Annotated in this window: 22 protein-coding genes and 1 riboswitch; of the genes, 11 read left to right on the forward strand and 11 right to left on the reverse strand. The window is 66.2% G+C overall.

Features of this window, described 5'->3' with window-relative positions; genetic code table 11:
* Window positions 1-8: 8 nt before the first annotated feature.
* Complete coding sequence (locus tag AAF481_01535; GenBank protein MEM7479829.1) at window positions 9-1106, forward strand: hypothetical protein; 1098 nt, start codon at window positions 9-11, stop codon at window positions 1104-1106.
* Between the two features lie 10 nt (window positions 1107-1116).
* On the opposite strand, the gene AAF481_01540 is transcribed toward AAF481_01535, so the two are convergent.
* A complete protein-coding gene (locus tag AAF481_01540; protein ID MEM7479830.1) occupies window positions 1117-2079 on the reverse strand; it encodes an NUDIX domain-containing protein in 963 nt (320 codons plus the stop codon).
* A gap of 109 nt (window positions 2080-2188) precedes the next feature.
* Between AAF481_01540 and AAF481_01545 the strand changes: the two genes are divergently transcribed.
* Window positions 2189-2473 (forward strand): hypothetical protein, encoded by a 285-nt coding sequence (locus AAF481_01545; protein ID MEM7479831.1) that lies wholly within the window; start codon window positions 2189-2191, stop codon window positions 2471-2473.
* Window positions 2470-2892: a hypothetical protein gene (locus AAF481_01550; protein MEM7479832.1), complete on the forward strand. Its 423-nt coding sequence runs from the start codon at window positions 2470-2472 to the stop codon at window positions 2890-2892. Before AAF481_01545 ends, AAF481_01550 begins: the two co-directional genes overlap by 4 nt.
* 1 nt (window position 2893) lies before the next feature.
* Here the strand turns inward: AAF481_01550 and lipB are convergent, their stop codons facing one another.
* Entirely contained in the window at window positions 2894-3568 is a 675-nt protein-coding gene (gene lipB, locus AAF481_01555) for a lipoyl(octanoyl) transferase LipB (GenBank protein ID MEM7479833.1), read from the reverse strand.
* Between the two features lie 349 nt (window positions 3569-3917).
* Window positions 3918-4682: a 5-formyltetrahydrofolate cyclo-ligase gene (locus tag AAF481_01560; GenBank protein ID MEM7479834.1), complete on the reverse strand. Its 765-nt coding sequence runs from the start codon at window positions 4680-4682 to the stop codon at window positions 3918-3920.
* A gap of 241 nt (window positions 4683-4923) precedes the next feature.
* On the opposite strand from AAF481_01560, the gene AAF481_01565 reads away from it, so the two are divergent.
* From AAF481_01565 to AAF481_01575, 3 genes are all read left to right on the forward strand, one after another.
* Window positions 4924-7128, forward strand: coding sequence for an Rne/Rng family ribonuclease (locus AAF481_01565; GenBank protein MEM7479835.1), 2205 nt, complete (start codon window positions 4924-4926; stop codon window positions 7126-7128).
* A gap of 167 nt (window positions 7129-7295) precedes the next feature.
* A complete protein-coding gene (locus AAF481_01570) occupies window positions 7296-7859 on the forward strand; it encodes a sigma-70 family RNA polymerase sigma factor (protein MEM7479836.1) in 564 nt (187 codons plus the stop codon).
* Window positions 7860-7866: 7 nt separating this feature from the next.
* Complete coding sequence (locus AAF481_01575; GenBank protein MEM7479837.1) at window positions 7867-10521, forward strand: serine/threonine-protein kinase; 2655 nt, start codon at window positions 7867-7869, stop codon at window positions 10519-10521.
* Here the strand turns inward: AAF481_01575 and AAF481_01580 are convergent.
* The 4 genes from AAF481_01580 to AAF481_01595 form a co-directional block, all read right to left on the reverse strand.
* A complete protein-coding gene (locus AAF481_01580; GenBank protein ID MEM7479838.1) occupies window positions 10507-11091 on the reverse strand; it encodes a hypothetical protein in 585 nt (194 codons plus the stop codon). The genes AAF481_01575 and AAF481_01580 overlap by 15 nt on opposite strands.
* Window positions 11088-11552, reverse strand: coding sequence for an RNA polymerase sigma factor (locus AAF481_01585; GenBank protein ID MEM7479839.1), 465 nt, complete (start codon window positions 11550-11552; stop codon window positions 11088-11090). Before AAF481_01585 ends, AAF481_01580 begins: the two co-directional genes overlap by 4 nt.
* A 60-nt stretch (window positions 11553-11612) precedes the next feature.
* Window positions 11613-12014 carry a thioredoxin family protein gene (locus tag AAF481_01590; protein MEM7479840.1) on the reverse strand — a complete coding sequence of 134 codons (402 nt, stop codon included), beginning with the start codon at window positions 12012-12014 and terminating at the stop codon, window positions 11613-11615.
* Window positions 12015-12268: 254 nt separating this feature from the next.
* Complete coding sequence (locus AAF481_01595) at window positions 12269-12721, reverse strand: hypothetical protein (GenBank protein MEM7479841.1); 453 nt, start codon at window positions 12719-12721, stop codon at window positions 12269-12271.
* Window positions 12722-12973: 252 nt separating this feature from the next.
* On the opposite strand from AAF481_01595, the gene AAF481_01600 reads away from it, so the two are divergent.
* Window positions 12974-14416, forward strand: a complete 1443-nt coding sequence (locus AAF481_01600) for a heme peroxidase family protein (protein ID MEM7479842.1) — start codon at window positions 12974-12976, stop codon at window positions 14414-14416.
* Window positions 14417-14587: 171 nt separating this feature from the next.
* On the opposite strand, the gene AAF481_01605 is transcribed toward AAF481_01600, so the two are convergent.
* Window positions 14588-16492 (reverse strand): ATP-binding cassette domain-containing protein, encoded by a 1905-nt coding sequence (locus AAF481_01605; GenBank protein MEM7479843.1) that lies wholly within the window; start codon window positions 16490-16492, stop codon window positions 14588-14590.
* A 146-nt stretch (window positions 16493-16638) separates the two neighbouring features.
* Between AAF481_01605 and AAF481_01610 the strand changes: the two genes are divergently transcribed.
* The 3 genes from AAF481_01610 to AAF481_01620 all read left to right on the forward strand — a co-directional run bounded on the left by AAF481_01610 (window position 16639) and on the right by AAF481_01620 (window position 20473).
* Window positions 16639-17766, forward strand: coding sequence for a bifunctional chorismate mutase/prephenate dehydrogenase (locus AAF481_01610; GenBank protein MEM7479844.1), 1128 nt, complete (start codon window positions 16639-16641; stop codon window positions 17764-17766).
* A 34-nt stretch (window positions 17767-17800) separates the two neighbouring features.
* Window positions 17801-17918: riboswitch (TPP riboswitch) on the forward strand.
* A gap of 30 nt (window positions 17919-17948) precedes the next feature.
* Window positions 17949-19439 (forward strand): phosphomethylpyrimidine synthase ThiC, encoded by a 1491-nt coding sequence (gene thiC / locus AAF481_01615; GenBank protein MEM7479845.1) that lies wholly within the window; start codon window positions 17949-17951, stop codon window positions 19437-19439.
* Window positions 19440-19744: 305 nt separating this feature from the next.
* Complete coding sequence (locus AAF481_01620; GenBank protein ID MEM7479846.1) at window positions 19745-20473, forward strand: energy transducer TonB; 729 nt, start codon at window positions 19745-19747, stop codon at window positions 20471-20473.
* Window positions 20474-20520: 47 nt separating this feature from the next.
* On the opposite strand, the gene AAF481_01625 is transcribed toward AAF481_01620, so the two are convergent.
* The gene (locus AAF481_01625) at window positions 20521-21114 is read right to left on the reverse strand and encodes an outer membrane beta-barrel protein (protein MEM7479847.1); all 594 of its coding nucleotides are present in this window, start codon (window positions 21112-21114) and stop codon (window positions 20521-20523) included.
* Between the two features lie 109 nt (window positions 21115-21223).
* On the opposite strand from AAF481_01625, the gene AAF481_01630 reads away from it, so the two are divergent.
* Window positions 21224-22555, forward strand: a complete 1332-nt coding sequence (locus AAF481_01630) for a saccharopine dehydrogenase C-terminal domain-containing protein (protein ID MEM7479848.1) — start codon at window positions 21224-21226, stop codon at window positions 22553-22555.
* On the opposite strand, the gene AAF481_01635 is transcribed toward AAF481_01630, so the two are convergent.
* Complete coding sequence (locus tag AAF481_01635) at window positions 22530-23048, reverse strand: ankyrin repeat domain-containing protein (GenBank protein ID MEM7479849.1); 519 nt, start codon at window positions 23046-23048, stop codon at window positions 22530-22532. The two genes, AAF481_01630 and AAF481_01635, sit on opposite strands and share 26 nt — an antisense overlap.
* A 37-nt stretch (window positions 23049-23085) precedes the next feature.
* On the reverse strand, window positions 23086-23541 hold the full coding sequence (locus AAF481_01640) for a hypothetical protein (protein MEM7479850.1): 456 nt from the start codon (window positions 23539-23541) through the stop codon (window positions 23086-23088).
* Window positions 23542-23560: the final 19 nt, after the last annotated feature.

Below are 23560 nucleotides of genomic sequence, written 5' to 3' on the forward strand. Positions count from 1 at the left end.
AGGCGACGATGAAATTTCTCACCGCGATCCGTCACGGATTCCACCGCACCCACCGGTCCAAGGGCCTGGTGATCATCGCCTGGCTGGCGTCGCTGGTGCCTGCCCTGCTCCTGTCGTCGCTGTTCGCCGCTGACCTGGGCGAGAGCCTGGATCGCAGTCTTTTCGCCCAGAGCCAGTACGCCCACAACGGCATGGGAGTGTGGATCGACTTCACCAGCTCGCCGGCGAGCGATCTGCAGCCGATCCAGGGCGCCATCGGCACCCGTTTCCTCCTCGTGCTGCTGCTGCAGATCCTGGTGTCCGCAGGCATCGTCGAAGTGCTCCTCGGCCGCACCCCGCGCGACCAGCGCCCCTTCTTCCTGGGCATGGGCCGCCACTTCTGGCGCTTCTTCCGAAGCGCCTTCTGGTTTCTCCTCGCCGTGGGCGTTCTCGTCGCACTGCTGGCGGCGTTGATGGGTAGGTTGACGGAGCACGGTGCCGACATCCGCGACGGCGGTTTCCAGCTCACCGGCTGGATTGTCACCCTCCTCGTCGGATTCCTGCTGTTCATTCCGCTCAAGCTGGCCTACGACCTCAGCCGAGTGGCGGCGGCGGCGCATCACGAGGGCAGCACCTTCAAGGGCTTCTTCCGCGCCCTCGCCCACGTCCTGCGCAATCCGCTGGCGCTATTTCCGCTGTACCTGGTCTTCGCCCTGCTGGCGCTGGCGGTCTTCGTCGGCTCGATGGCCCTACGCGACGCCTGGATTCCGGCCTCGATGGGCGCCATCTTCGGCATGCTGATCGTTCAGCAACTCCTGCTGCTCTTCCGGGCGTACCTGCGGGTGGGCCTGTGGGGATCCGAAATCGCCTACTACCAAGCGATCGGCGAACCCCACTGGTGTGCCAAAAAGCAGAAGAAGAAAAAGACGGCGGAGGTCAACGAGGAGGGCGAAACCGAGACCATGCCGCTGATTCCGGTGACAGGGCAGCCCTCGGATCCCGCACCGGCAGAGCCCCCTCGACGGGTTCTGGCGGAGGATCTACTGCCGCAGGCACCTTCGGCAACGCTCGACGAACGCCCATTAGACGGCACTGCGGCACCGGACCCGGATGAGCGCAAGACCTAGCGACCCTCTTCTACCGGCTGGCCGGTAGCCCAACCCCCGGTGCCGGACGTTCGCGCAGCACTTCCCGGCGGAAGCGGAAACGCTCCGCCGGGCGGCCGCCGGTTTGCGTGTCGAGTTCTCCGGTGCCCTCCACCAAGCCAGCGGTTTCCACCAGACGCCGAAAATTCTGCTTGTGCAACCGCACGCCGGCCAGGGCCTCCACCACCCGCTGCAGGCGCAATAGGGTGAAGGTCTCGGACAGCAGCTCGAACACCACCGGCCGGTAGCGCAGCTTGCCGCGCAGGCGGCCGAGGGCGGTCGCCAGAATGCGCCGGTGGTCTAGCGCCATCGAGCGGCCGCTGCCATCGACCGGAGCCGTCCCGCGATCGCGCACGGCTTCGGAGACCAGCCCCGCCTCGTAGAGCAGCTCGTAGCGCTCGAGCACCCGTTCACCGTTCCACGCGACGCCGCCCAGTCCAAAGGTGATGTCCGCCCGCTCCCGCCGTTCGCCGCGGGCGTTGCCGACAGGCGCCGCATCCACCCAGCCTTCGAGGGCCGGCAGCAACCGCCGGTCGAGCACCGACGGACGCCCGCCGCGCCAGTCTTCCCAAGGGAAGAAGTCGTAGATTCCCAGCCAGCCGGCTTCCCGCTCGCCAGAAGGCACCGCTTCCCGCACCAGCGCGAGATAGGCGACGGACAACGCCCGCAATCCTTCCTCGATTACTCCCGGATCGCGATCCCGGTCGCCAAAGGTGTAGAGCTGTTCCACATAGCCCAAGGCCAAACCCGTTTGCTCCCGAACGCGCCGCCGCAGGGCCAGTTCCAGAGTGCGATCCTTCAGCGGATCGAGCAGGCCCACCGGGAGAGCCGGCCCGGGGTGCGGTTCCTTTTCCGATCCCGAGCCCGGGGAACGCACCAGCAGCACCCGCGGCTCCTCTTCGGTCACCGCCGCGATCACTGCATTGAGGCCGATGTCGAAGGTCGCCCGGGTCATCTCTCCTGCTCCTGTCGCTCACTCATCGGCGAGATCTTACCGAGAGGTCGCCCACGACCGACCCCGCAAGCGACTTGATGGTATCTATGTACCTTGGTACAATAGAGCCGTGAGTGAGAAAAATCCCAAGAAGTCCCACCCCACCCGCCACGTTGTCGAGCGAGTCCAGACCGGCGTCCGCCTGGAGAAGCGACTTCTCAAGGTCCTCAAGGGCCTGGCCGAAGCCTTGGATATGACCCTGGGGGACTTGCTCGAAGGCATCGTGCTGCACGCCTTCGACGGCAAGACCCCCTTCGAACAGGGCACCCTGCGCAAGATCCGGCAGTTGAAGGAGGTCTACGGCCTGGACCTCGACGCCACCGCGAGCCATCGTCTGCGGGAGAGCGAGCCGTGACGTCCTCGGCGATGACCGATCGGCAATTGCTGGATGCGTTTGGCGACGGAACGATCGAGCCGGGCAGCTTCCATCATCGCGATCATCTCCGCCTCACCTGGCTGTTGCTGAAGGAAGGCTCCCTCCTGCAGGTGCTCGACCAACTGACTTCCGGGCTGCGGGAGTTCGCTCGGGCGGCAGGCCACGCGGAGCACTACCATGAAACCATCACCTGGGCCTTCGTCGCGCTGATCCATCAGCGGATGCAGGTGGAAAAGACAGCCGACGAGGAAGAATCGGCCGACTTTCCGGCCTTCCTGCGCCGCAACGGCGACCTGGTGAGCGAGGGCGTGAAGGTTCTCGAGCGCTACTACCGTCCGGAAACCCTGGCCGCCCCTCTCGCCCGTCAAACCTTCGTGCTGCCGGACCGAGGCACCTGACCTACGCTGCCTCCGAAGCCGCCACCAATCGTCGATCAAAGCGCGCCGCCAGATGGTGGGCGCAGGTCTCGGCTACGAGGGCCAGCGGCGGCGCTTCGCCGGTGAGGGATTCGATCGAGGTCATCCGTACTCCCTCGAGCCCACAGGGCACGATGCCGGAAAAAAACGACAGATCCGGCGCGACATTCAGGGCGAAGCCGTGGGTGGTGATCCAGCGACTCAGATGCACGCCGATGGAAGCGATCTTGCCGCCGCCCGCCCACACGCCGACGAAATCCTGACCGTCGCGGACTTCGCCGGTCACCCCGAACTCCGCCAGGGTGGTGACCAGCACCTCCTGAAGATCCCGCACGTAGCGCCGAACGTCCCGCCGATCAGGACTCAAATTGAGGATCGGATAGCCCATCAACTGCCCCGGGCCGTGGTAGGTCACCTGACCGCCGCGATTCGATTCCCACAGCTCGATACCGCAGGCGGCGAGGGCCTCCGGCGCCAGCAGGACGTCCTTTTCTTCGGCGTTGCGCCCCAGGGTGTAGACGTGCGGATGTTCCAGCAGCAACAGTCGCTCCGGCCCGCTGCCGGCCTTCACCGCAGCGCGCACTTCATGCTGCTGCTCCACCGCGTCGCCATAGGAAACGGAGCCGAGAAACCGCCAGTGGAGTTCGCGCCGGGACATACGGAAAGTCTACCTCCAACCCTCCGTCCCCCAATGGACCCATAGCGCCATCGAAAAAAGATTCTCGATCGGTGTCTCGAAAACGGAGATCGCGGCAACCATCCCTGTAAAGGGAGCGACATCGGTTCTGGACTCCCCTCAGAATGAGGCTCGGCGTGATGCGCGCCGGGCCATCGGCACCGGCGAAGCCCCATCGCCGACGCCGAGGAAGTCTTCGTGCCCGCCGAAGGGGAAGAAGTTCGGACTCCGCCTCACAACCGGCTTCGACCCCTCGGCGGGCTCGAAGGTTAATTTATACATTCCATTTCATCTATATTATAACGCACTCGCGGACATACTTCCCGAAGCACTACCGCCGCCGGAGGCGGGTGAGCAGCGGAATCGAGGCGATTTTCTCCTCCGTCAGCTCCTGCCAGCGAATTCCCCGCGGTCGTCGAAGGGCGCCCGGTCGACACTCGATCGTTCGCTCCGGCGTGACGATCCAGTCGAGCGGCACATCGTGATCGGTCATCGGAATCTCGCCGGTCGGAAGAACCTGCTTTTCGTGCACGGTCGTGGCGATCATCGTCCGGGGACCGATCAGCCCGGCGGCGGAGGCCAGGGCGAATTCAAGGTCGGAGAAACCGCCCCCCTTGCCCAGGCGCGCCCCGCTCTCCTCCACCGCCACGCAGCCGGTGACCACCAGATCCACCGGCGACATCTCCGCCAAGGGCACCGTGCGGGCCGAAGCGCTCGCCCCCTTGATGGACGACGCCCGCCGCGGCGTATCCGCGAGATCTTCCGGATCGAGCAGGAAGAACGGATTCTCCTCGGCCAAGCGCGGCACCGCCATGAACAGCACCTTGCCGTCCTCCAGAGCCCGCTGGCGCACCGGCCATTGCGGGGAGTCGGGATTCGCCTTGAGGGTGGCCGCGCGCTGCCAAGGGGCCGTATCGCGCAGTCGCTCGGCCGCTTGCTCGGCACCAACGAAATTCGGGATGCGGTTTTCGGGATTGGGGAAGCGGCGGATCCCGGCGACATCGAGCCGGCGCCAGATCCGCTGGCGGAGGGCGGCTTTTCGCTCCAGAACGGCCGGCGAGCCGCCGGCGTCGCGATCATGTCGGTGAGACCTCACGGCGTGGTATACTAGCGTCCCGAGCGGACCGGCAGAGCGCCTACGCGCCGCCGATGACCCATGAAACCGCCCGGATCCCCCTAGGCGGTCCAGAATCGCGACCGCCCGCTCCCACACATCACCCGAGGCGCCAGAACACGGTCGGGAAACGGCCAGAAAACGACTTTTTGGGGCAGTACGGTTTTCCGCAGTTCGTTCTGAAGAAGCCCGGTGAACGGTCGTACCGAGACGGAGACATTTTGTGACCCGAAGAATGCTCATCAATGCGCAGAAGCCGGAAGAACTGCGCATCGCTATCGTCAGCGACGAGGCCCTGGAGAACTACCAGGTGCAGGTCGCCGAGCGCGGATTGACCCGCGGAAACATCTATCGAGGCGTCATCGCCAGCATCCAGCCGAGCCTGAACGCCGCCTTCATCGACTACGGTGAAGAACGACACGGGTTCCTGGCCATCCAGGACGTCGTCCCCGAAGCCTATTACCGAAAACCCAACGGCAAGGGACGGCCGCGCATCGACGAAGTGCTCGAACGCGGCAAGCCCATCGTCGTTCAGGTCACCCGCGAGCCGGAAGGACAAAAAGGCGGCGCGCTGACCACCAATCTCAGCCTGGCCGGGCGCTACCTGGTGCTCACACCGTTCGACGAAACCCGCGGCATCTCCCGCAAGGTCGAAGACGAAGACACCCGCAAAGCCCTCAAACAGCAGGTCGCCAAACTCGACATCCCCGCCGGCTGTGGGGTGATCGTGCGCACCAACGCGCTGGAACAAAACAAGACCGCCCTCAACCGGGACTTCTCCGCCCTGGCGCGGCTATGGAAGCGCATTCGCTCCGATGCCCGGGCCGGCGGCCAGCGCAACCGCCAGGCCAAGCTGCTTTACAGCGACCAGGACATCGTGGTGCAGGCGCTGCGGGACTACCTCGACAGCAGCATCCAGGAAGTGCTGGTGGACGACGACGCGGTATACGACAAGGCCAGCAGCTACATGAAGGCCTTCATGCCGCGCAGCCGAACCAAGCTGATTCGCTACAAAGAGCGCGCGCCGCTGTTTTCCGGCTACAAGCTCGAACGCCAGATCGACCGCATCTACGACCGCAAGGTCGACCTGCCGAGCGGCGGCTCGATCGTCATCGATCGCACCGAGGCACTGACCGCCATCGACGTCAACTCCGGGCGCTCCACCCGGGCGGCGACCCAGGAAGAGACGGCCCTCCACACCAACTTGGAGGCCGCCGCCGAGGTCGCCCGGCAGCTCCGCCTGCGGGATATCGGCGGCCTGCTGGTGGTCGACTTCATCGACATGCGCGCCTCGCGCAATCAGCGCAAGGTGGAGAAGGCCCTGCGCGACGAGATGAAGGCGGACAAGGCGCGGGTCAGCCTGGGCCGAATCAGCCGTAACGGCCTACTGGAGATCAACCGCCAGCGCATCCACCAGGCCCTCGACATGCGCACCCACCGCACTTGCCCGACCTGCGACGGCACCGGCCGCATTGCCAGCCCGGAGATGGTCGGTCTCAACCTGCTGCGCCGGATCGAGGCGCGGGCCGCTTCCGGCCCCCTCAAGCGGGTGGTCATCTCCCTCCACCCGGAGCTGGCGGACGCCTTCCAGAACGGTCGCCGCCACCAGATCACCGACCTCGAGCGCGAATTCGCAATCCGCATCGAGGTGATCGCCGCCACCCATCTGCATCGCCACGAGCAGGAGGTCGAGTGGATGCAGCGCGACGCCTCTGCGCCGGTGGATCCACGTCCGTCGCAGGCCCCGCGGGCCAGCGATGCGGACTCGAAACCGTCTCCAAAGCGGAGCCGTGGACGCCGCCGCAGCCCGAAGGCTGACAACGGCGAGACAGCGCAGGACAAGGCCGCCAAACCGCGGCGGCGGCGAAAGGCGGCCGACGCCGACGGCAACCAGGCCGCCGCCGAGCCGACCGCCAAGCGGAGCCGGGGGCGCGGGCGCCGGCGGGCTTCCGGGGCGAAGACCGAAACCCAGGACCAGGACGCCGTGCAGGAAAATCAGGGGCCAGGACGCGACGGCCAGGGCAACGACGGCCCGGCTAGCGACTCCAAGCCGCCCCGGCGCAGCCGCTCCCGCGGGCGACGTCGCCGCCGCAGTGCCGACTCCAGCGGGCCACAGCAGCCCCTGGCCGCCACCTCGGCGAAGGAGGGCGGGATGGCGCACGGCAACGACCCGCCGGCCGGCGGCGACCCGGCGGCCAACGGCCAGCCCTCCAAGGCTCAAGGGAGCAACGTCAGCGATGCCGGCCAGGAGAACCGCCGGCCGCGGCGTCGACGCTCACGCCGCCGCGGGCGACGTCCGCCCGGCGTGGAACGGGGCAACGAGGCGCCGCCGCGCGTCGCCAGCGACAAGGAGGTCAATGGCAACGTCGCGCCCCCGGCCCCGGCGCCGGATCCCCCGCCGCCCAGCGAGTTTCTACACCACGACTGACCTCATCCCTTCGACCCCGAGCGTTGCGCTCGGGGTCGAGGTGTTTTGAGGCCATCCAAAGCACCTGCTCGACAATCGACGACCGGCACCGCCGTGTCGCCCCACAGGACATCCGGCTGTTATAGTCCTTGGCTACACAAACCCTTTGAAGAGTTCCTTTTACCGAAATGTCGGAAGGACCGAATAGCGGAGTCACGGAGCTGCTGATCGAGTGGCGCCACGGTAGCCACGAAGCCCTCGACGAGCTGACTCCGATCGTCTACGAGGAACTCCGGCGGCTGGCCCATCGCTACATGCGCAACGAGCGCTCGAACCAGGTGCTGCAAACGACGGCCTTAGTCCACGAAGCGTACATCCGCCTGCTCGATGCCGAGATCCAGTGGCAGGACCGACTCCACTTCTACGCCGTCGCCGCCACCCTCATGCGGCGGGTCCTGGTGGACTACTCCCGCCGCCGCTCGGCGGCCAAGCGCGGCGGTGGCGGGCAACCGGTCACCCTCGCCGAGATCGACCTCCCGAGCCAGCCGCCCCCCAGCGTCGAAGCCCTTGACGACGCGCTGCGCGCTCTGGCGGATCTCGATCCGCGCAAGGCCCAGGTAGTCGAGCTGCGCTTCTTCGGCGGCATGACCATCGACGAAACGGCGACCTATCTGGACATTTCCCACGCCACCGTCGAACGCGACCTGAAGGTCGCCAAGGCGTGGCTATCGAGGGAGATGCATCCTGCCTGAGGAACCCGTGAAGCCGCCGGAGAGAACGCCGGAGCGCGAACGCTGGCAGCGCGTCGAAGAGATCTTTCTCGCCGCCTCGGAACTGCCCAAGGCCGAGCGTGCGGCTTACATCGAAACCGCCTGCGGTGGCGACACCGAACTCCGCTCCGAAGTCCAGTCGCTCCTCGCCCACGACGAACCGACGGACGAAGGCATCCACCGGGTGATCCGCGGCGCCCTCGAAGAGGCCCGGAACGAAGAACAGGAGGTGCGAGCAGCCATCGGCCCGTACCGCATCCTGCAAGAGATCGGGCGGGGCGGCCTCTCCACCGTCTTCCTGGCGGAACGGGCCGACGACCAATACCGCATGCAGGTCGCCATCAAGCTGGTGCGCCGCGGCCTGGACACTCAAGACATCCTGCGCCGGCTACGCCGCGAGCGGCAGATCCTCGCCAACCTGAACCACCCCAATATCGCCCGCCTGCTCGACGGTGGCACCACCGAAGACGGGCTGCCCTACCTCGCCATGGAGTACGTCGCCGGCGAGCACATCGACCACTACTGCGAACGCAAGAAGCTGCCCCTCAAAGCCCGGCTAGAGCTTTTCCGCACCGTCGCCGGAGCGGTCGCCTACGCCCATCAGAACCTGGTGATCCACCGCGACTTGAAGCCCAGCAACCTGCTGGTCACGGAGGACGGCACCCCCAAGCTCCTCGACTTCGGCATCGCCAAGCTGCTCGACCCGGAATCCGCCACCACCCGTACCTTCGCGCCCACCCATCCCGGCCTGCGGCTGCTCACGCCGGAGTACGCCAGCCCGGAACAGGTGCGCGGCGAAACGCTCACCACGGCGACGGACATCTACTCCCTCGGGGTTCTGCTCTACCGCATGATCACCGGCAAACCGCCCTACCTTCTGACCAGCCGGCGGCCGCAGGTGGTCGAAGAGATCGTGTGCCGCGACGAGGTTCCCAAGCCGAGTGTCGCCGTGCGGCAAGCGGAAGCCTCGCTGGAAGATCCGAAGGCGATCACCCCACCGGAGCCGCCGGAGCGCCTGGCCCGACACCTGGCCGGCGATCTCGACAACATCGTCGGCATGGCGCTGCGCAAGGAGCCGGCGCGACGCTACGGATCCGTCGAGCAGTTCTCCCGGGACATCGAGCGCCACCTCACCTCCCAGCCGGTCAGCGCCCGGCCGGACACCCTGGCCTATCGCGCCACCAAGTTCATCGGACGCCACAAGGCCGGAGTCTTGGCCGCGGGGCTGATCTTCCTAGCGTTGGTCGCGGGCATCGCCGCCACAACCTGGCAAGCGCGGGTCGCCCGGGCCAACCTGGCGGAAGCCGAGCGCCAGCGCGCCCAAGCGGTGCGCATGCAGGACTTTCTTGAGGGGCTGTTCAAGGTCTCGGACCCGGAAGTTGCTCAGGGAAAAGATATTTCCGCCCGCCAAATCCTCGACCAGGGCGCCGAACGGGTAGGCCGCGAACTGCAGGCCCTCCCCGCCCAGCGGGCGGACCTCGCCGCGGTGATGGGCCGGGTCTACCGCAACCTCGGCCTTTACGCGGAGTCCGAAGTTCAGCTCCAAGAGGCGCTGACCCTGCGACGAGAGGTGCCGGACACGGACCCCGCGGACCTCGCCACAAGCCTCAACGAGCTGGCGGTGCTCTACGACCAAACGGGGGCCTTCGATCAAGCCGTTCCGCTATTCGAAGAAGCCCTCGTGCTACGCCGCGAGGTGCTCGGCGAAGAGCATCCCAAGGTCGCCGAAACGCTCAATGATCTAGGCGCCCTGCACTATCGCCGGGGCGACCTCGAAACCGCCGCGCCGCTGTTGACGGAAGCCCTCGCCCTGCGCCGCCGGGTGCTCGGAGAAGACCACCCAGACCTGCCCGAGAGCCTCAACAACCTCGCCGCCATCCGCCGCGACCAGGGCGACCTCGCCGCCGCCGAAGACCTGCTCCTCCAGGCCTGGACGATCCGCGAACGGGTGCTCGGCGAAGACCACCCGGTGACCATCGACACCCTCTCGAACCTAGGGGTCGTCTACTGGAACCACGGCGAACTCGATGCGGCGGCGGAGGCTCTCGAAACGGTCCTCGACCGGCAGCCCCGAGTCCTCGGCCCCGACCACCCGGCCCTCGCCGGCAGCCTCAACAATCTCGCTTCGGTCCGCCAAGCCCAAGGCCGCCTCGAGGAAGCTGAAACCCTGTTCCGCGAAGCCCTGGCCTTCAGCCGCCGCACCCTCGGCCCGGACCATCCCTATGGGCCGGTCTTTCTCAACAACCTGGGCGACCTGCGAGCCGAACAAAGGGACTGGGCGGGAGCCACTGACTTCTTCGAGCAAGCCCTCGAAATCCGCCGGCGAATCCTGCCCGCAGGCCACTGGCAGACCTCCTATCCTCTTCTGCGCCTGGGGGAAGTCGCGCTGGAGCAAGGGAACTCTGAAGACGCCGAGCCGCTGCTGCGGGAAGCCTACGAGTTGCGAGAAAACGGCCTACCAAAAGGCGCTTGGCAAACGGCCGTAGCAGCAGGTTCGTTAGCGGTGGGTCTCGCCGCAAGGGATCAGATGCCCGGCGCCGAAGCCCTCTACCGGCAAGCCCAGGAGACCCTCGCGGCAGCGGACAAAACAGCCGAAGCCGAAGCCCTCGCCGAGCGCTGGGCCAAGACTCTAGAAGGCCGGTAACTCCTCGGCAGTGTCGATGGCGAGGGCGAAGAAGAGATCTTCCTGGACCCAAAACTCGATCACCGTTCCTTCGCGCGGACGGCGTTGGCCAGCGAGCGGGTCGAGAGTCTCGGAGCGCTCCGTGACGTACAGAGTGGCCCGCTTCCCACGCCCATCGACCAGCTTCACCTGTGCCGCGAGCTGCGCCTGAATGGAGCAATAGCGCCCCCCGAGGAGTCCGAATCCGGCCAGACGGTTCCCCGGTGCCCGCGGACCTTCGAGGGTAAAGGGCAGCCGGTCGAGGCCTTGATCGAGAGCCGCCCAGGTGGTCGCCTCGAAGTCCGAGGCGAGATTCTTCTGGTGGTTGAGGAGCACTTCGGCGGCCACCGCATCCGCCCGGTCAATCCCCGGGAACCACCACAGCAGACTGGTGACCACAGCGGTCACCGCGGCGGCTGCGGCCAACCGGAGAACGCGACGGCGGCGCCGACTTCGGCCGCCCCTTACCATGGCAGCGAGTCGCTCGTCGTCGAGCTTCTGGACGCGGTAATAGCGGCGCACCTGATGGTCTATCGACTGCCGCTCCTTCATCGCGCCTCCCCTCGCATCGGTGAATCGGCAGCCGCTGACAGCTTGCGACGGGCGCGGAACAACAAGCTGAGCACAGTCCCCCGACTCTGCTCCGTCAGAGTCGCAATCTCAGCCGCCGTCCAGCCTTCAACCACCTGCAGGAAGAGGGCCTCCCGTTCGGCCCCTCGCAGGCTCGCGAGATGGCGTTCGAGGTCGACCCGCGCCAGAACCGGCACCGCGAAGGATTCCGGTTCCTCGACAGCCTCCTCGAGGGGCACGAACTCAACCACCCGGTCGCGGCGATAGCGATCGATGAACAGGTGGCGCAGGGTCGGGAACAACGCCGCCAGACGACGACCTTTGCCGTACCGCTGGTAGATCTGCAGCCAGGCTTGCTGCACGAGGTCTTCCGCCTCAGCAGGCTCTCCACACAGGGAAAGTGCATAGCGGTAGCCTCGCTGCAACAAATCCTGGTCGTTCATCGTGCGTGTTCCCCTGTGTCCAACACGGTCAGAGCGTTGCCGCAGATTACGGAATCGTGGCTAGCTCGCCTCGAGCTGGCGCAGCAGCTCGGCACCCATCTCCTTGATCGACTGATCTGCTGTCAGCTTGACCAGCGGCTTGCGGGTCGCGCCGTCGAGCAGCAGAACAAAACCGGTACCGGGGTGCGCCGCATAGGCGTCCCCAAATCCAAGGGCCGCGGCCAAAAACTCCGCCTGGGCGCGGGTGGTGCCATTGGTCAGATCGAGGGTTACAAAGAGCACCGACTTGCCGTCGTACTTGTTGCTCAGATCCTCGAACAGTGGTCCCATCTTCTTGCAGCTACCGCACCAATCGGCATGGAATTTGACCGCCACAAGCTTGGGCTCAGCCGGTCCATCGGCCGCGCCTACCGGGACTGCAGCCACCAGCAACAAGAGGGAAAGAAGAATCGATTTAGCCATGACAGCCTCCTGGCAATGCCGAGTTGGGCGAGGGATGATCCCCTCTTCGGCAAAACGAACCGAGGCGCCGTTTGATTGCAAGATACCGCTGCCGCAAGATCTTCACAGGAAGCAGCTCGTGTTTGGCCAGACGGTAGAGGGCACCGCGGACCGAGAGGGCTTGGAAATGGAGCGATAGGCCATGCACTAGGTCCTCAGTTGATGGCATCTGCGGTCCAGCAGATCGCTCACCGATTCCTACAGATTCCACCGAATCAAGGGGGTGATCCGTCGTCCATCACCACTTCACGCCATGCCATAGAGTCCCCCGCGAAATGAGGCGCCAGGGTCACCACCATCGCAGCGGTGGCGACCAGCACCAGAGCGGCGGCGAGGTAGGGGATGGGGTGGCGACGGTGGGCGCGATAACCGAGCCACAGCGCGAAGATCGCCATCAAGTGGACGAGGCACAGGACTTTCGCCACCGAGACCAGCGGCAAGGGTTCGAGAGCCACCAAGCCGAAGTGATCGACCGTCCAGGGCAAAACCGCCCGCAGCCATAGAGCCACCAGAATCTCGACACCGGCCAGAATCCAAACTCCCGAGAGCCAAGTCATTCTCCTGCGCTCCAGCAGGCGTCTCTTTTTCGCGCTCCATCGGACCCCTAGCGAAGAACTCTTCGGCATGGAGGGATCGACAAAGGGCTCGAGGATGGCGTGATCGGTCATGGTGCAATCCTCCGTCGATGAACTGAGTGAACCTTGAGCGTTCGGTGATTGCGCTCACCTCCCATACGGCTTCTCGCCGTCGTTTGTTCCTCGAGGCGGCTTCCGAATTGTCTCGCAATATGCTAATTAGCAAATAATTATGAAATGAATAAAATATCCTTTCGGCCCGTCTGTACCGTCAGCGGCCCATCGCACAATTTCCCAGCGCCGCCGGGGCAACTTTGAGCCGATCCATCGATTCTGGGAGGATTCATGAGCGACAAGCATCACGGAATGATGGCCTTCGAGGACCAGGAGCACCTTTGCCGATATCGGCGGGAGTTCGTGCCGGGCCGCTTTGCGCGGCTGCTGGCGGAGCTGCCGCCGCTCTATCTTGATCCGGAGGATCTCCACACCCTCGGCGCCAAAGGCGGGCCGATGGAGGACAAGGGGGCTCCCAATCTCACCAAAACGGTGCCCGCCGGCCTGATCTTCTTCGGGCAGTTCTTGGATCACGACATCACACTGGACGTCACCTCCTCGCTGACCGGGATCCACGACCCCACCAAGATCGAGAATGTGCGCACGCCCACTCTCGATCTCGACGGCATCTACGGCGACGGCCCGAAGGCTTCGCCGCATCTCTACAACGGCGCCGGCAAGCTGTTGACCGGCGAGGACTATGCCGAGCCGATCAATCCCAACGACCTGGCGCGCCAGGATCTGCCCCGAACACCCACCGGCACGGCGATCATCGGCGATCCGCGCAACGACGAAAACCGCGTGGTGTCACAGCTCCAGCTCGGCTTTCTGCGCCTCCACAACAAGGTGGTGGAGGCGATCTCGGACAAGTACTCCGGCGCGGAGCTGTTCGAGGAGGCGCGGCGGATCGTCACCTGGCACTACCACTGGGTGGTGCTGTTCGATTTCCTGCCGGCGATCTGTGGCGACTGGATCGTCGACGACATCTTGTCCAACGGCCGCAAGATTTATCGCCCGGCCCAGTGCAACGCCTTGCCCTTCATCCCCATCGAGTTCTCCGTCGCCGCCTACGGCTTCGGCTACACCATGGTGCCACCGAAGATGCGGGTGCAGACGAACGGGCCGCAGCACAACCTCTTCGGTCCGGTTCTCGGCGGCGGATTCCGGCCGGTCCTGAGCAAAGACGAGGTGGTCGAGTGGGCGGCGCTGCTCGACGATCGGAGCGGCAGCGACAGCTTCGAGCGCGCCGGCAAGGTGGAACCAAAGCTCGCCAGTTCGCTCCTCGATCTGCCCTTCATGCCGCCCACGACCCCGCCCTTCCTGCGCTCCCTCGCCACCCGCAACCTGCTCCTCGGCCAGAGTTTCCTGCTGCCCTCCGGCGAGCAGGTGGCGCGGCACCTGCGCGAAGGCGGCGCCGACGAGGTGGAAGAGGACGGCATCGAGGAGGTGCGCAAGCGGGCCGAGGCCATGGGGCTTCCGAAGGCCACCCCGCTATGGATCTACTGCCTCATCGAAGGCCGCTGGATCGGCCGCCAGCGCAACGCCGGCGCAGCGGAGAAAGGCGAAGGCCTCGGACCGGTGGGCGCCCGTCTGGTGGCGGAGACCCTCATCGGCCTGATGGAGGAGGATCCGCGGTCATTCCTCAGCTCGAACCGTAGCTGGTCACCGGCGGAAGAGGCGCACAACCTCGGCGCCGAGGGCGTCGACAACCTCTACCGATTGCTGACCTTCTAGCCACCCGTGTTTGGGCTGCTCGCAACGAGTCACGAAGGGCGAAGCGGCGGCGAAGCTGCCGAGGATGGGGTGAGCCCGAAAGACCTGCCTTTCGGGCGAGGGGGCGCCTAGCCCCCTGGAAAGGAAAAAGAGCTAGCTGGAGTGATGAAAAGATCGGCGAAGCCGTCTTCATCACCCTGCTAGCTCCTCCAGCTCGGCCCATCGCTCATAGAGGCGTTCGAGCTCCGGCTCAATCTCAGCCAGGCGGTTCTGGAGGGCGGTAACGCGATCGCCGCCTTCTTTGTAGGTCTCAGGGCTCGCCAGATCGGCGTGGATCTGGCGCTGTTCCTGCTCCAGCGCCTCGATGCGGGCCGGCGCCGTGGCGAGGTCTTCGCGCTCGCGATTGCTCAGCTTGCGTCGCCCGCCGGGCGGCGGCCCCGGCGGACGGGCGGCGGTCTTTTCCGCAGGTTTCGCCTCCACCACCTGCGGCGCCCGCTGGCGCAGCCAATCGCTGTAGCCGCCGGCGTACTCCCCCACCCGGCCGTCGCCCTCCATCACCAGAGTGCTGGTGACCACGTTGTCTAGGAAAGCGCGGTCGTGACTCACCACCAACAGGGTGCCCGAAAATTCCACCAGCAGGGCTTCGAGCAGCTCCAGCGTCTCGATGTCGAGGTCGTTGGTCGGCTCGTCGAGCACCAGGACGTTGGCCGGCCGGGTGAAAAGGCGCGCCAGCAGCAACCGGTTGCGCTCGCCGCCGGAGAGTGCCTTGACCGGCCCACGAGTTTGCTCCGGAGTGAATAGAAAATCCGCCAGATAGCTGATGATGTGCCGTGTCTTGCCGCCAACGGTGACCTTGTCGCTTCCCTCGGCGACGTTGTCCGCCACGCTTTCCTCGTCGTCGAGCTGTTCGCGATGCTGGTCGAAGTAGGCCACGTCGAGGCGGGTACCCCGCCGCACCCGGCCGGTGGCCGGCTCGAGGTCGCCCAGCAGCAGCTTCAGCAGGGTGCTCTTGCCGGAGCCGTTGGGGCCGAGAATCCCCACCTTGTCGCCGGAGAGGATGGTGGTGGAGACATCACGCACCACCGGCTCGGCGGTTGCGCCGGAGCCGTAGGTAAAGGTCACGCCCTCCGCCTCGAAGACGATCTTGCCGGAGCGGCCGCCGGCCTCCACCCGTAGACGCGCCGTGCCGGTCGTCGCGCGGCGCGCCCGACGCTCTTCGCGCAGCCGTTCGAGGGCCCGCACCCGCCCTTCGTTGCGGGTGCGCCGCGCCTTGAGGCCCTGGCGAATCCACGCTTCTTCCTGCGCCAGCTTTTTGTCGAACTTGTCGGCGTGGCGCGCCTCCACCTCCAGTCGCTGCCGACGCTGCTCCAGAAAGTGCCCCCAGTCCCCCGGTGAGTCGGTCAGCCGGCCGCGGTCGAGTTCGACGATGCGGGTCGCCAGCCGCCGCAGGAAAGCGCGGTCGTGGGTAACGAAAATCAGCGCTCCAGCAAAGGCCAACAGGCCCTCTTCGAGCCACTCGATAGCGGGAATGTCGAAGTGGTTGGTGGGCTCGTCGAGGAGCAGGACATCCGGTTCCGCCACCAGCGCGCGGGCCAGGAGCACCCGCCGCTTGAGGCCACCGGAGAGGGTCTCGAACCGGCCCGAGTGCGGTAGGTTGAGGCGGGTGATCACCGTTTTCACGCGGCGCTTGATCTCCCAGCCTCCGGCCGCCTCGAGCCGATTCTGCACCTGCTCCATGCGGTGTAAATCGCCGGCGCCGCCCTCCAGTTCGAGGCTCAGCCGGTGATACTCCGCCAGCAGGGCGCCCAACTCCGCCACGCCGGAGGCCACCAGTTCGTAGATCTCACCGGTCAGGTCCTGCGGCACCTCCTGGGTCAGGCGGGCGACCCGCAGCCCGGCGGTCCGCAGCACCTCGCCTTCGTCCGGCGGCAGCTCCTCGGCCAACACCTTGAGCAAGGTGGACTTGCCCGAACCGTTCCGGCCCACCAGGGCGATCCGCTCGCCGACCTCGGCGTGGAAGGTCGCGCCGTCGAGCACCGGCGCACCGCCGAAGGCGACGGTGACTTTGCGAACCCCGATGCGCTTGGTCTCGGCCATGGCGCCGATCCTACTCGCCACTCGCTCTCCGGTGATGCACGCGTGAACTCCATCGGTGGCGACTGCGCCGGAAGAACATCGCCATTCCTCAATGGACTGCTAGGCTTCGGCCCTGCGGCGGATCCCTCCGCCCGGAGGGCCGAGCGATGAATCAGGAAAACGCAGGACCCGGCGCGACAGCCTCTTCGACTCCCGGCTCCGAACCGGATCTGGCACCGGTCCGGCAGCGCCTGGCGGAGATCGACCGCGAGTTGATCCGCCTGGCCGCCGAGCGGGTGCGACTGTCCGGCGAAGTGGCGGCGATCAAGCGCGCCGCCGGCCGGGCGACGGTGGACTACCGCCAAGAGAAGAAGGTCCTGGAGCGGGCCACCTCGGAGGCTCGACGGCAGGGTCTCGCCACCGAGGTGGCAGAGGATCTCGTGCTGCGGCTGATCGAAGCCTCGGTCACCGCCCAGGAAGAAGACAATCTGCGCACCGCCGCCACCGGCGCCGGCCGCATCGCAGTGCTGGTGGGCGGCGCCGGCCGCATGGGCCGCTGGATGAGCCGCTTTCTACAGGCCCAGGGCTTCGCCACCTGGGCGATCGATCCGGCGGCCCATGCGGAAGAGGACGCCCGCGGCCGGGAGCTGCTGCCGCTGGCGGATCTGGTGGTGTGTGCGGCGCCGCCGCGGGTGGCCGTGGAGTGGTACCGCCAGTGGACCGAGGAGCCGCCGCGCGGCCTGGTGGTGGACATCGCCTCGATCAAGACCCCCCTCATCGAGCCCATCCGCCGACTCCAGCAGGCCGGCGCCCGGGTGGCCTCCCTCCACCCGATGTTCGGGCCGTCGCGCACTCTCCTGCGCGGCGCCGATGTGGTGATCTGCGACACCGGCGACGAGGAGGCGACGGACCAGGTGTCGGCGCTCTTCGCTCCCACCACCGCCCATCGGGTGCGTTTGCCGCTGGACGAGCATGACCGATTGATGGGCGACCTCCTCTCCCTCTCCCACGCCGCCGCCATCGCCTTCGCCCTCGCCCTGCCGGAGGACGACCATCCGGTGAAGAGCACTACCTTCCAGGCCTTCGAGGCCCTCGCCTCGGAAGTGGTGCGGGAGAGCCCGGAGGTGTATTTCGAGATCCAGGCGGACAACCCGCACTCCACCGTCGCCGTCGAGCGCCTGGCGCAGGCGGTAGCGCGCATCGTCGAGGTGGTGCGCGCGCGCGACGCTGGAGCCTTCACCGAGCTGATGTCCGAAGGGCGCCGCCACACCCGTCCGGCTCCGCCGACGCAATGAACGGACCCTTGATAGGCTCCCCCTCGGCTTCGACAGCGTTTCGCGGGGGTGTCCGCGGCAGCGTGCTTTGAGCACCAGGGCGGACTGAGATCACACCCACTGGAACCTGATCCGGTTGATACCGGCGGAGGGAAGGCGAAACGGAGCCGTCACCTGCACGGGGACTCCAAAGTCCCCGCGGCGTGGGAGGTATCTCGCGCCCTCCCCCGCCTCGTCCGAGGAGTTCTTTCGCCATGCGCCAAGCTTGGATCGCAGGTCGACGGGGAGATTCCACCCCCACGCAGCTCTACTACGCCCGCCACGGCATCGTCACCGAAGAGATGGAACACATTGCCCAGCGCGAGCGCTGCACCCCTGAGCTGGTGCGCTCGGAGGTCGCCCGCGGCCGAGCGATCATCCCCGCCAACATCCACCATCCGGAACTCGAACCGATGATCATCGGCCGCAAGTTTCGCGTGAAGGTCAACGCCAACATCGGCAACTCGGCCACCACCTCGTCGATTCCGGAAGAGGTGGAAAAACTCCGGTGGGCGATGAAGTGGGGGGCCGACACGGTGATGGATCTCTCCACCGGCAAGCAGATCCACGAGACCCGCGAGGCCAACCTGCGCCACTCGACGGTGCCCATCGGCACGGTGCCGATCTACCAGGCGCTCGAAAAGGTCGGCGGCCGGCCGGAGGAATTGAACTTCGACATCTTCATGGAGACCCTCGAAGAACAGGCTCGCCAGGGAGTGGACTACTTCACCATCCACGCCGGAGTGCGGCTGCCCTACATTCCGCTGACCGCAAAAAGAGTCACCGGCATCGTCTCCCGCGGCGGATCGATCATGGCGAGCTGGTGCCTGGCGCACCACCGGGAGAGTTTTCTCTACACCCGCTTCGAAGAGATCTGCGAGTTGATGGCGCGGTACGACGTGTCCTTCTCCCTGGGGGACGGCCTGCGGCCCGGCTCCATCGCCGACGCCAATGACGAGGCCCAGTTCGCCGAGTTGGACGCACTGGGCGAGCTGACGGAGATCGCCTGGCACCACAACGTGCAGGTGATGATCGAGGGGCCGGGGCATGTCCCTATGCACCTGATCAAGGAGAACGTCGACCGCCAGATGGAGGTGTGCCAGGAAGCGCCCTTCTACACCCTGGGGCCGCTGGTGACGGATATCGCCCCCGGCTACGACCACATCACCAGCGCCATAGGCGCCGCCATGATCGGCTGGTTCGGCACCGCCATGCTCTGCTACGTCACTCCCAAGGAGCACCTCGGCTTGCCGGACAAGGAGGACGTCAAACAGGGACTCATCGCCTACAAGATCGCCGCCCACGCGGCGGACCTCGCCAAAGGCCACCCGGGCGCCCAGGAGCGCGACGACGCCCTGTCCAAGGCACGCTTCGAGTTTCGCTGGGAGGACCAGTTCAATCTCTCCCTCGACCCCGAAACGGCCCGCGCCTACCACGACGAAACGCTGCCCCAGGACACCGCCAAGGTAGCCCACTTCTGCTCCATGTGCGGGCCGAAATTCTGTTCCATGGAGATCACCCACAAGCTGCGCGAATACGCCGCTGGGCAGCGACTGGAGTTGTCGAGCGCGGTCGAGGTCGGCCTCGCCGACAAGGCGAAGCAGTACCGAGAAGAGCGCTTGGCGCGAGGCTTGGCGGGGGTGCACGGCCGGTAAAAAAGGCCTGGACCGATCCGGCTGGAGCCGGCGAGGGAGAGGCCATTTTTTTCCGCCTCGGTTTTCAGGACTCCCCCGCCGGACGATGCCCACTGGCGCGGGACTAAATCACGGGCTCTCCCGTAGAGCGAAGTAGGACGCTTCACTAGCGAGAAGGTCGAACGGCATCCTGTGGGCCGAAACGTCTCGGAATATGTTTCATCCCGGAGACGTTTCCGAGATCGAATCAACACCCAACAGGCTCGTTCCGAGACATCGAACGGCCCAACAACCAGTGACGCGGCCACCGCGTCCGGGAGAACAGCATGAAGAAACTGTTGAGTGCCCTCGTTTGCTTTCTGTTAACCGCCCCGCTGTTCGCCACAGCTCCGGATCCATCGGTCGATCACAGGGTCGCCCAATGGCAGCAGACCATCGAACGGGCCAAGGAATCCATCCGCGCCGGCAAGTACCGAAAGGCGGACCAAACCCTCGGGCAGACCATCGATGAAGTCTGCAACGCACTGACCGGCGGCGACGAGGCGAGCCGAATGATCGGCCTGCTGCTCACGCTGCGGGCGCTGGCGGAGGCCGGGCAGGATCAGCAGACGGACGCCCTGTGGTCCTGGCACCTCGCCCAGCAGTTCGAGCCCAACCTGGCGCGGGTGGACCTGTCCGAGTTCGGCTCCCCCAGCGAACTGCTGTCACAGCACCGAATCGTGCCGACGGAGGAATCCGAAGGCGAGAGCGACGAGAGCGCCAACGAGGAGGCGCAGGAGGTGAGGGAGTTCACGCCCCCCAAGGTGAGCAAGGCACCGGTCAAGTTCCCACGCGGCGCCCGGTGGGATCAGCAGGCCGGTCAGGTGATGGTCCTGGTGACGATCGAGGAGGACGGCGCGTTGTCCAATCCGAAGATTCTCGAGAGTCTGCCGAATCCCGCCCTCACCCTGAACGCCCTCGAGGCGATGAAGGCGACATGGGGCTTCAAGCCGGCTGAAGTCGACGGCAAACCCGTCGCCTCGTACTACAACCTCCAGGTCAACTACATTCCCTGAGGGGCGATTGGCCGGGTGCTGAAGGAATCCCAGCACCCGGCTGGCGCCTAGAAACTGAAGGCGAAGCCGGCGTTGACCGCCAGGCCGCCCAGGTCGACGTCGAACTGGTCCTCATCGATCTCGACATCCGGGAAATCGTCACGGTCGAATTCCACCGTCGCCTCGACGGTGCGGTACATCGCCTCGGCGAAAAAGCGGCCACCGGACTCGTCCCCGATCTCGAAGCCGAAGACGCCGTAATAGCCGCCCTCGTCGTCGAGCTCGCCGACGTCCGTCTCCAACAGGTAATAGCTCACCCCAGCGCCCAAATAGGGGCGCAATCCCGAGGGCCGGCCGAGATTGAAACGCAAGCCGGCCTCGACGGGAACCACCTGGATGCCGTTGTCGAGGGTCGGGTCCTCGCCGTCGAGAATCAGGTCGAAGGGATCGTCCGCCGTCTCCTCGTAATAGGTCACCCGCAGGTCGATGTCGACCGCCTGCGTCAAGCCGAAGCCAAAGCGAATACCGGCGCCGAGGTTCTCACCGGTGTCCTCCGTGTCCCAGTAGGAACCGTAGATCGAGATGCCGCCGGCTTCGGCCGGCAAGGAAACGAAGGACAGGCCCACCAGGGCCGTGAGTGCGATCAGAAGGGTCTTTTTCATCGTGGGTCTCCGTTGACAGTGCGAGCGGAGTCTACCGGAAGGAACTCCGCCTTCTTCCGAGCTACAATCTTATTCGCGCAATCCTTATCACCACCCCTTCGGACTCTCCATGAAAAACATCCTCATCCTCGGCGCCGGGCAGAGCGCGCCGCTCCTGATTCGCGACCTTCTCCACCACGCCGGGGAGCATGACTGGCGGGTGACCGTAGCCGATTTGAACCGCGAGGCCGCGGCGGCGCGGCTGGAGGGGAATCCGCGCGGTCGCGCCATCACCTTCGACGCCGAGGCGGGGGGTGACGAGATCACCGCGGCGGACCTGGTGGTGAATCTGCTGCCGCCGAGCTTCCAGGCGCCGATCGCCGAGCAGTGCGTGGCGGCCGGCCGGCCGATGATCTCCGCCTCCTATACGGCACCGGCAACGCGCGAATTGGACGCCGCGGCCCGGGAGCGCGGGGTGCTGATCCTCACCGAAATGGGCCTCGACCCGGGCATCGACCACATGTCCACCATGGAACTGCTCGACCGCCTAGCCCGGGAAGGAGCCGTGGTGGAGAGCTTCGAGTCCTACGGCAGCGGCGTGCCGGCGACGGACTCGGTGGACAACCCCTTCGGCTACGCCATCACCTGGAACCCCAGGAACGTGGTGCTGGCGGCACGCGACGGCGCGCAGTTCCTGCGCGGCGGCCGAGTGCAGGTGGCGCCCTGGATGCGCATCTTCGAGGAGTCGTGGACCGTGGAGGTACCCGGCGTCGGCCCGATGGACGCCTACCCCAACCGCGACTCCCTGGCCTATCGCGAGATTTTCCGCTTGGGCGACGCCCGCACCTTGATCCGCGGCACCCTGCGCCACGCCGGCTACTGTGCCCTGTGGCGCCACGTGGTCCGCATCGGCCTGGCGAACGACGCCCTGGAGATTCCGGGACTAGCGGAGCTGAGCTTCCGAGAGCTGACGGACATGTTCCTGCCCGACGGCCTGCCCGGCCGCAGTGTCGAGGAGCGCGCCGCCGCCTACCTCCGACTCGACCCCGACGGCGGCGAAATGGCCGGCCTAAGGTGGCTGGGGCTGTTTTCGTCCGACGAGCCGGTGGCGGTGGACGGCACCGCCGTCGACGCTCTGGTGGCGCTCCTTTACCGCAAGTTCAAACTGCCGGAGGGCGGCCGGGACATGGTGATCTTGCAGCACCAGCTCGGCGTCCGCCGTGAAGACGGCCGTCGTGAGCGCATCACCTCCTGGATGGTGGAGCACGGCGAACCCGGCGGCATCACCGCCATGGCCCGCACCGTCGGCCTGCCGGCGGCGATCGCGGCGCGGCTGGTGTTGACCGGGCAGCTCACCGAGACGGGGGTTCACATCCCGACGACGCCGGCCTTCTACGAGCCGGTGCTGGCGGAGCTGGACAAGGCCGGGATTCAATTCACGGAGAAGAGCGAGTCGGGCTAGTGTGCGGCTCCCGGTCCGCGTGCCGAACGAAGACTGCGCGCACCTCGTCTCGCTTCCTGGGTAAGGCCATGTCGACCGGAAGTTGACCGCACGCCTCGGCAACCGCCGGATCGGCGCCGTAGGCCAGGAGAAGCTCAATCACCCTGACGTAGCCGTGCGCCGAGGCCTTGTGCAAGGCGGTTTCGCCCCCGTCGTCCGGCCGATTGGGATCGGACCCGGCTTTCAGCAAGGCGCGACAAACGTCCTCGTGCCCGAGCTGCGCCGCGTTGTGTAGTGGTGAATCGTCGCCCGCAACTCCTTGAGGGTTCGCGCCGCGAGCAAGGAGCCAGTTCACGACATCAATCTGGTTCTCCACGGCAAAGAAATGCAGGGCGGACTCCGAATCGCCGTAGACGGGATAGTCGATCAATCCCGGATACCTCTTGAGCAAACGTTCAGCCTTCATGCGATCGCCGATCAGCGCAGCGCGAAACGCATGGGCGTTGTCCTTCATGCTCGTTTTCTCTGACATGACTTTGGCTTCCCCTCGACTACGGCGTCACGCAGCGCCCCGCTTCACAGACCGCCGATTCCGGCGGCGCGGCGCAGCGGCAGACGCCGCCGGAGCATTCGAGGTCCCGAAACCGATCGACCAGCGGCCGCTTCACCGCTTCGGTGACCTCGACGGACACCGCGTAGTAGCAACCGCCCAGGCCCACGGCGCAGTCGCCGGCCACAACGTGGCAATCTTCGTCCGCCGAACAGGCGGATTGCTCCTCCATCAGCTCGCCGTAGGACATGGCCACGGCTTCGCAGTCGTCCAAGGCGGCGGCCTGCTGCGCGACCGAGGCTTCGGAAGGCGGGTTCGACGAGGCGGACTCCGACTCATCGGCCCGAGGCGCTGCCCGGGAGACCCCGCCACAGGCGACGGATAGGCCGAGCCACAGCGCCAGGCCCGCGGCGACGGTCAACCGGTTGAAGGATGGGGAAACACCAGAATTCTTCATTCGCAGAGTCTACCCGGCT

Source organism: Acidobacteriota bacterium (genome assembly GCA_039030395.1).
Lineage (GTDB): Bacteria > Acidobacteriota > Thermoanaerobaculia > Multivoradales > JBCCEF01 > JBCCEF01.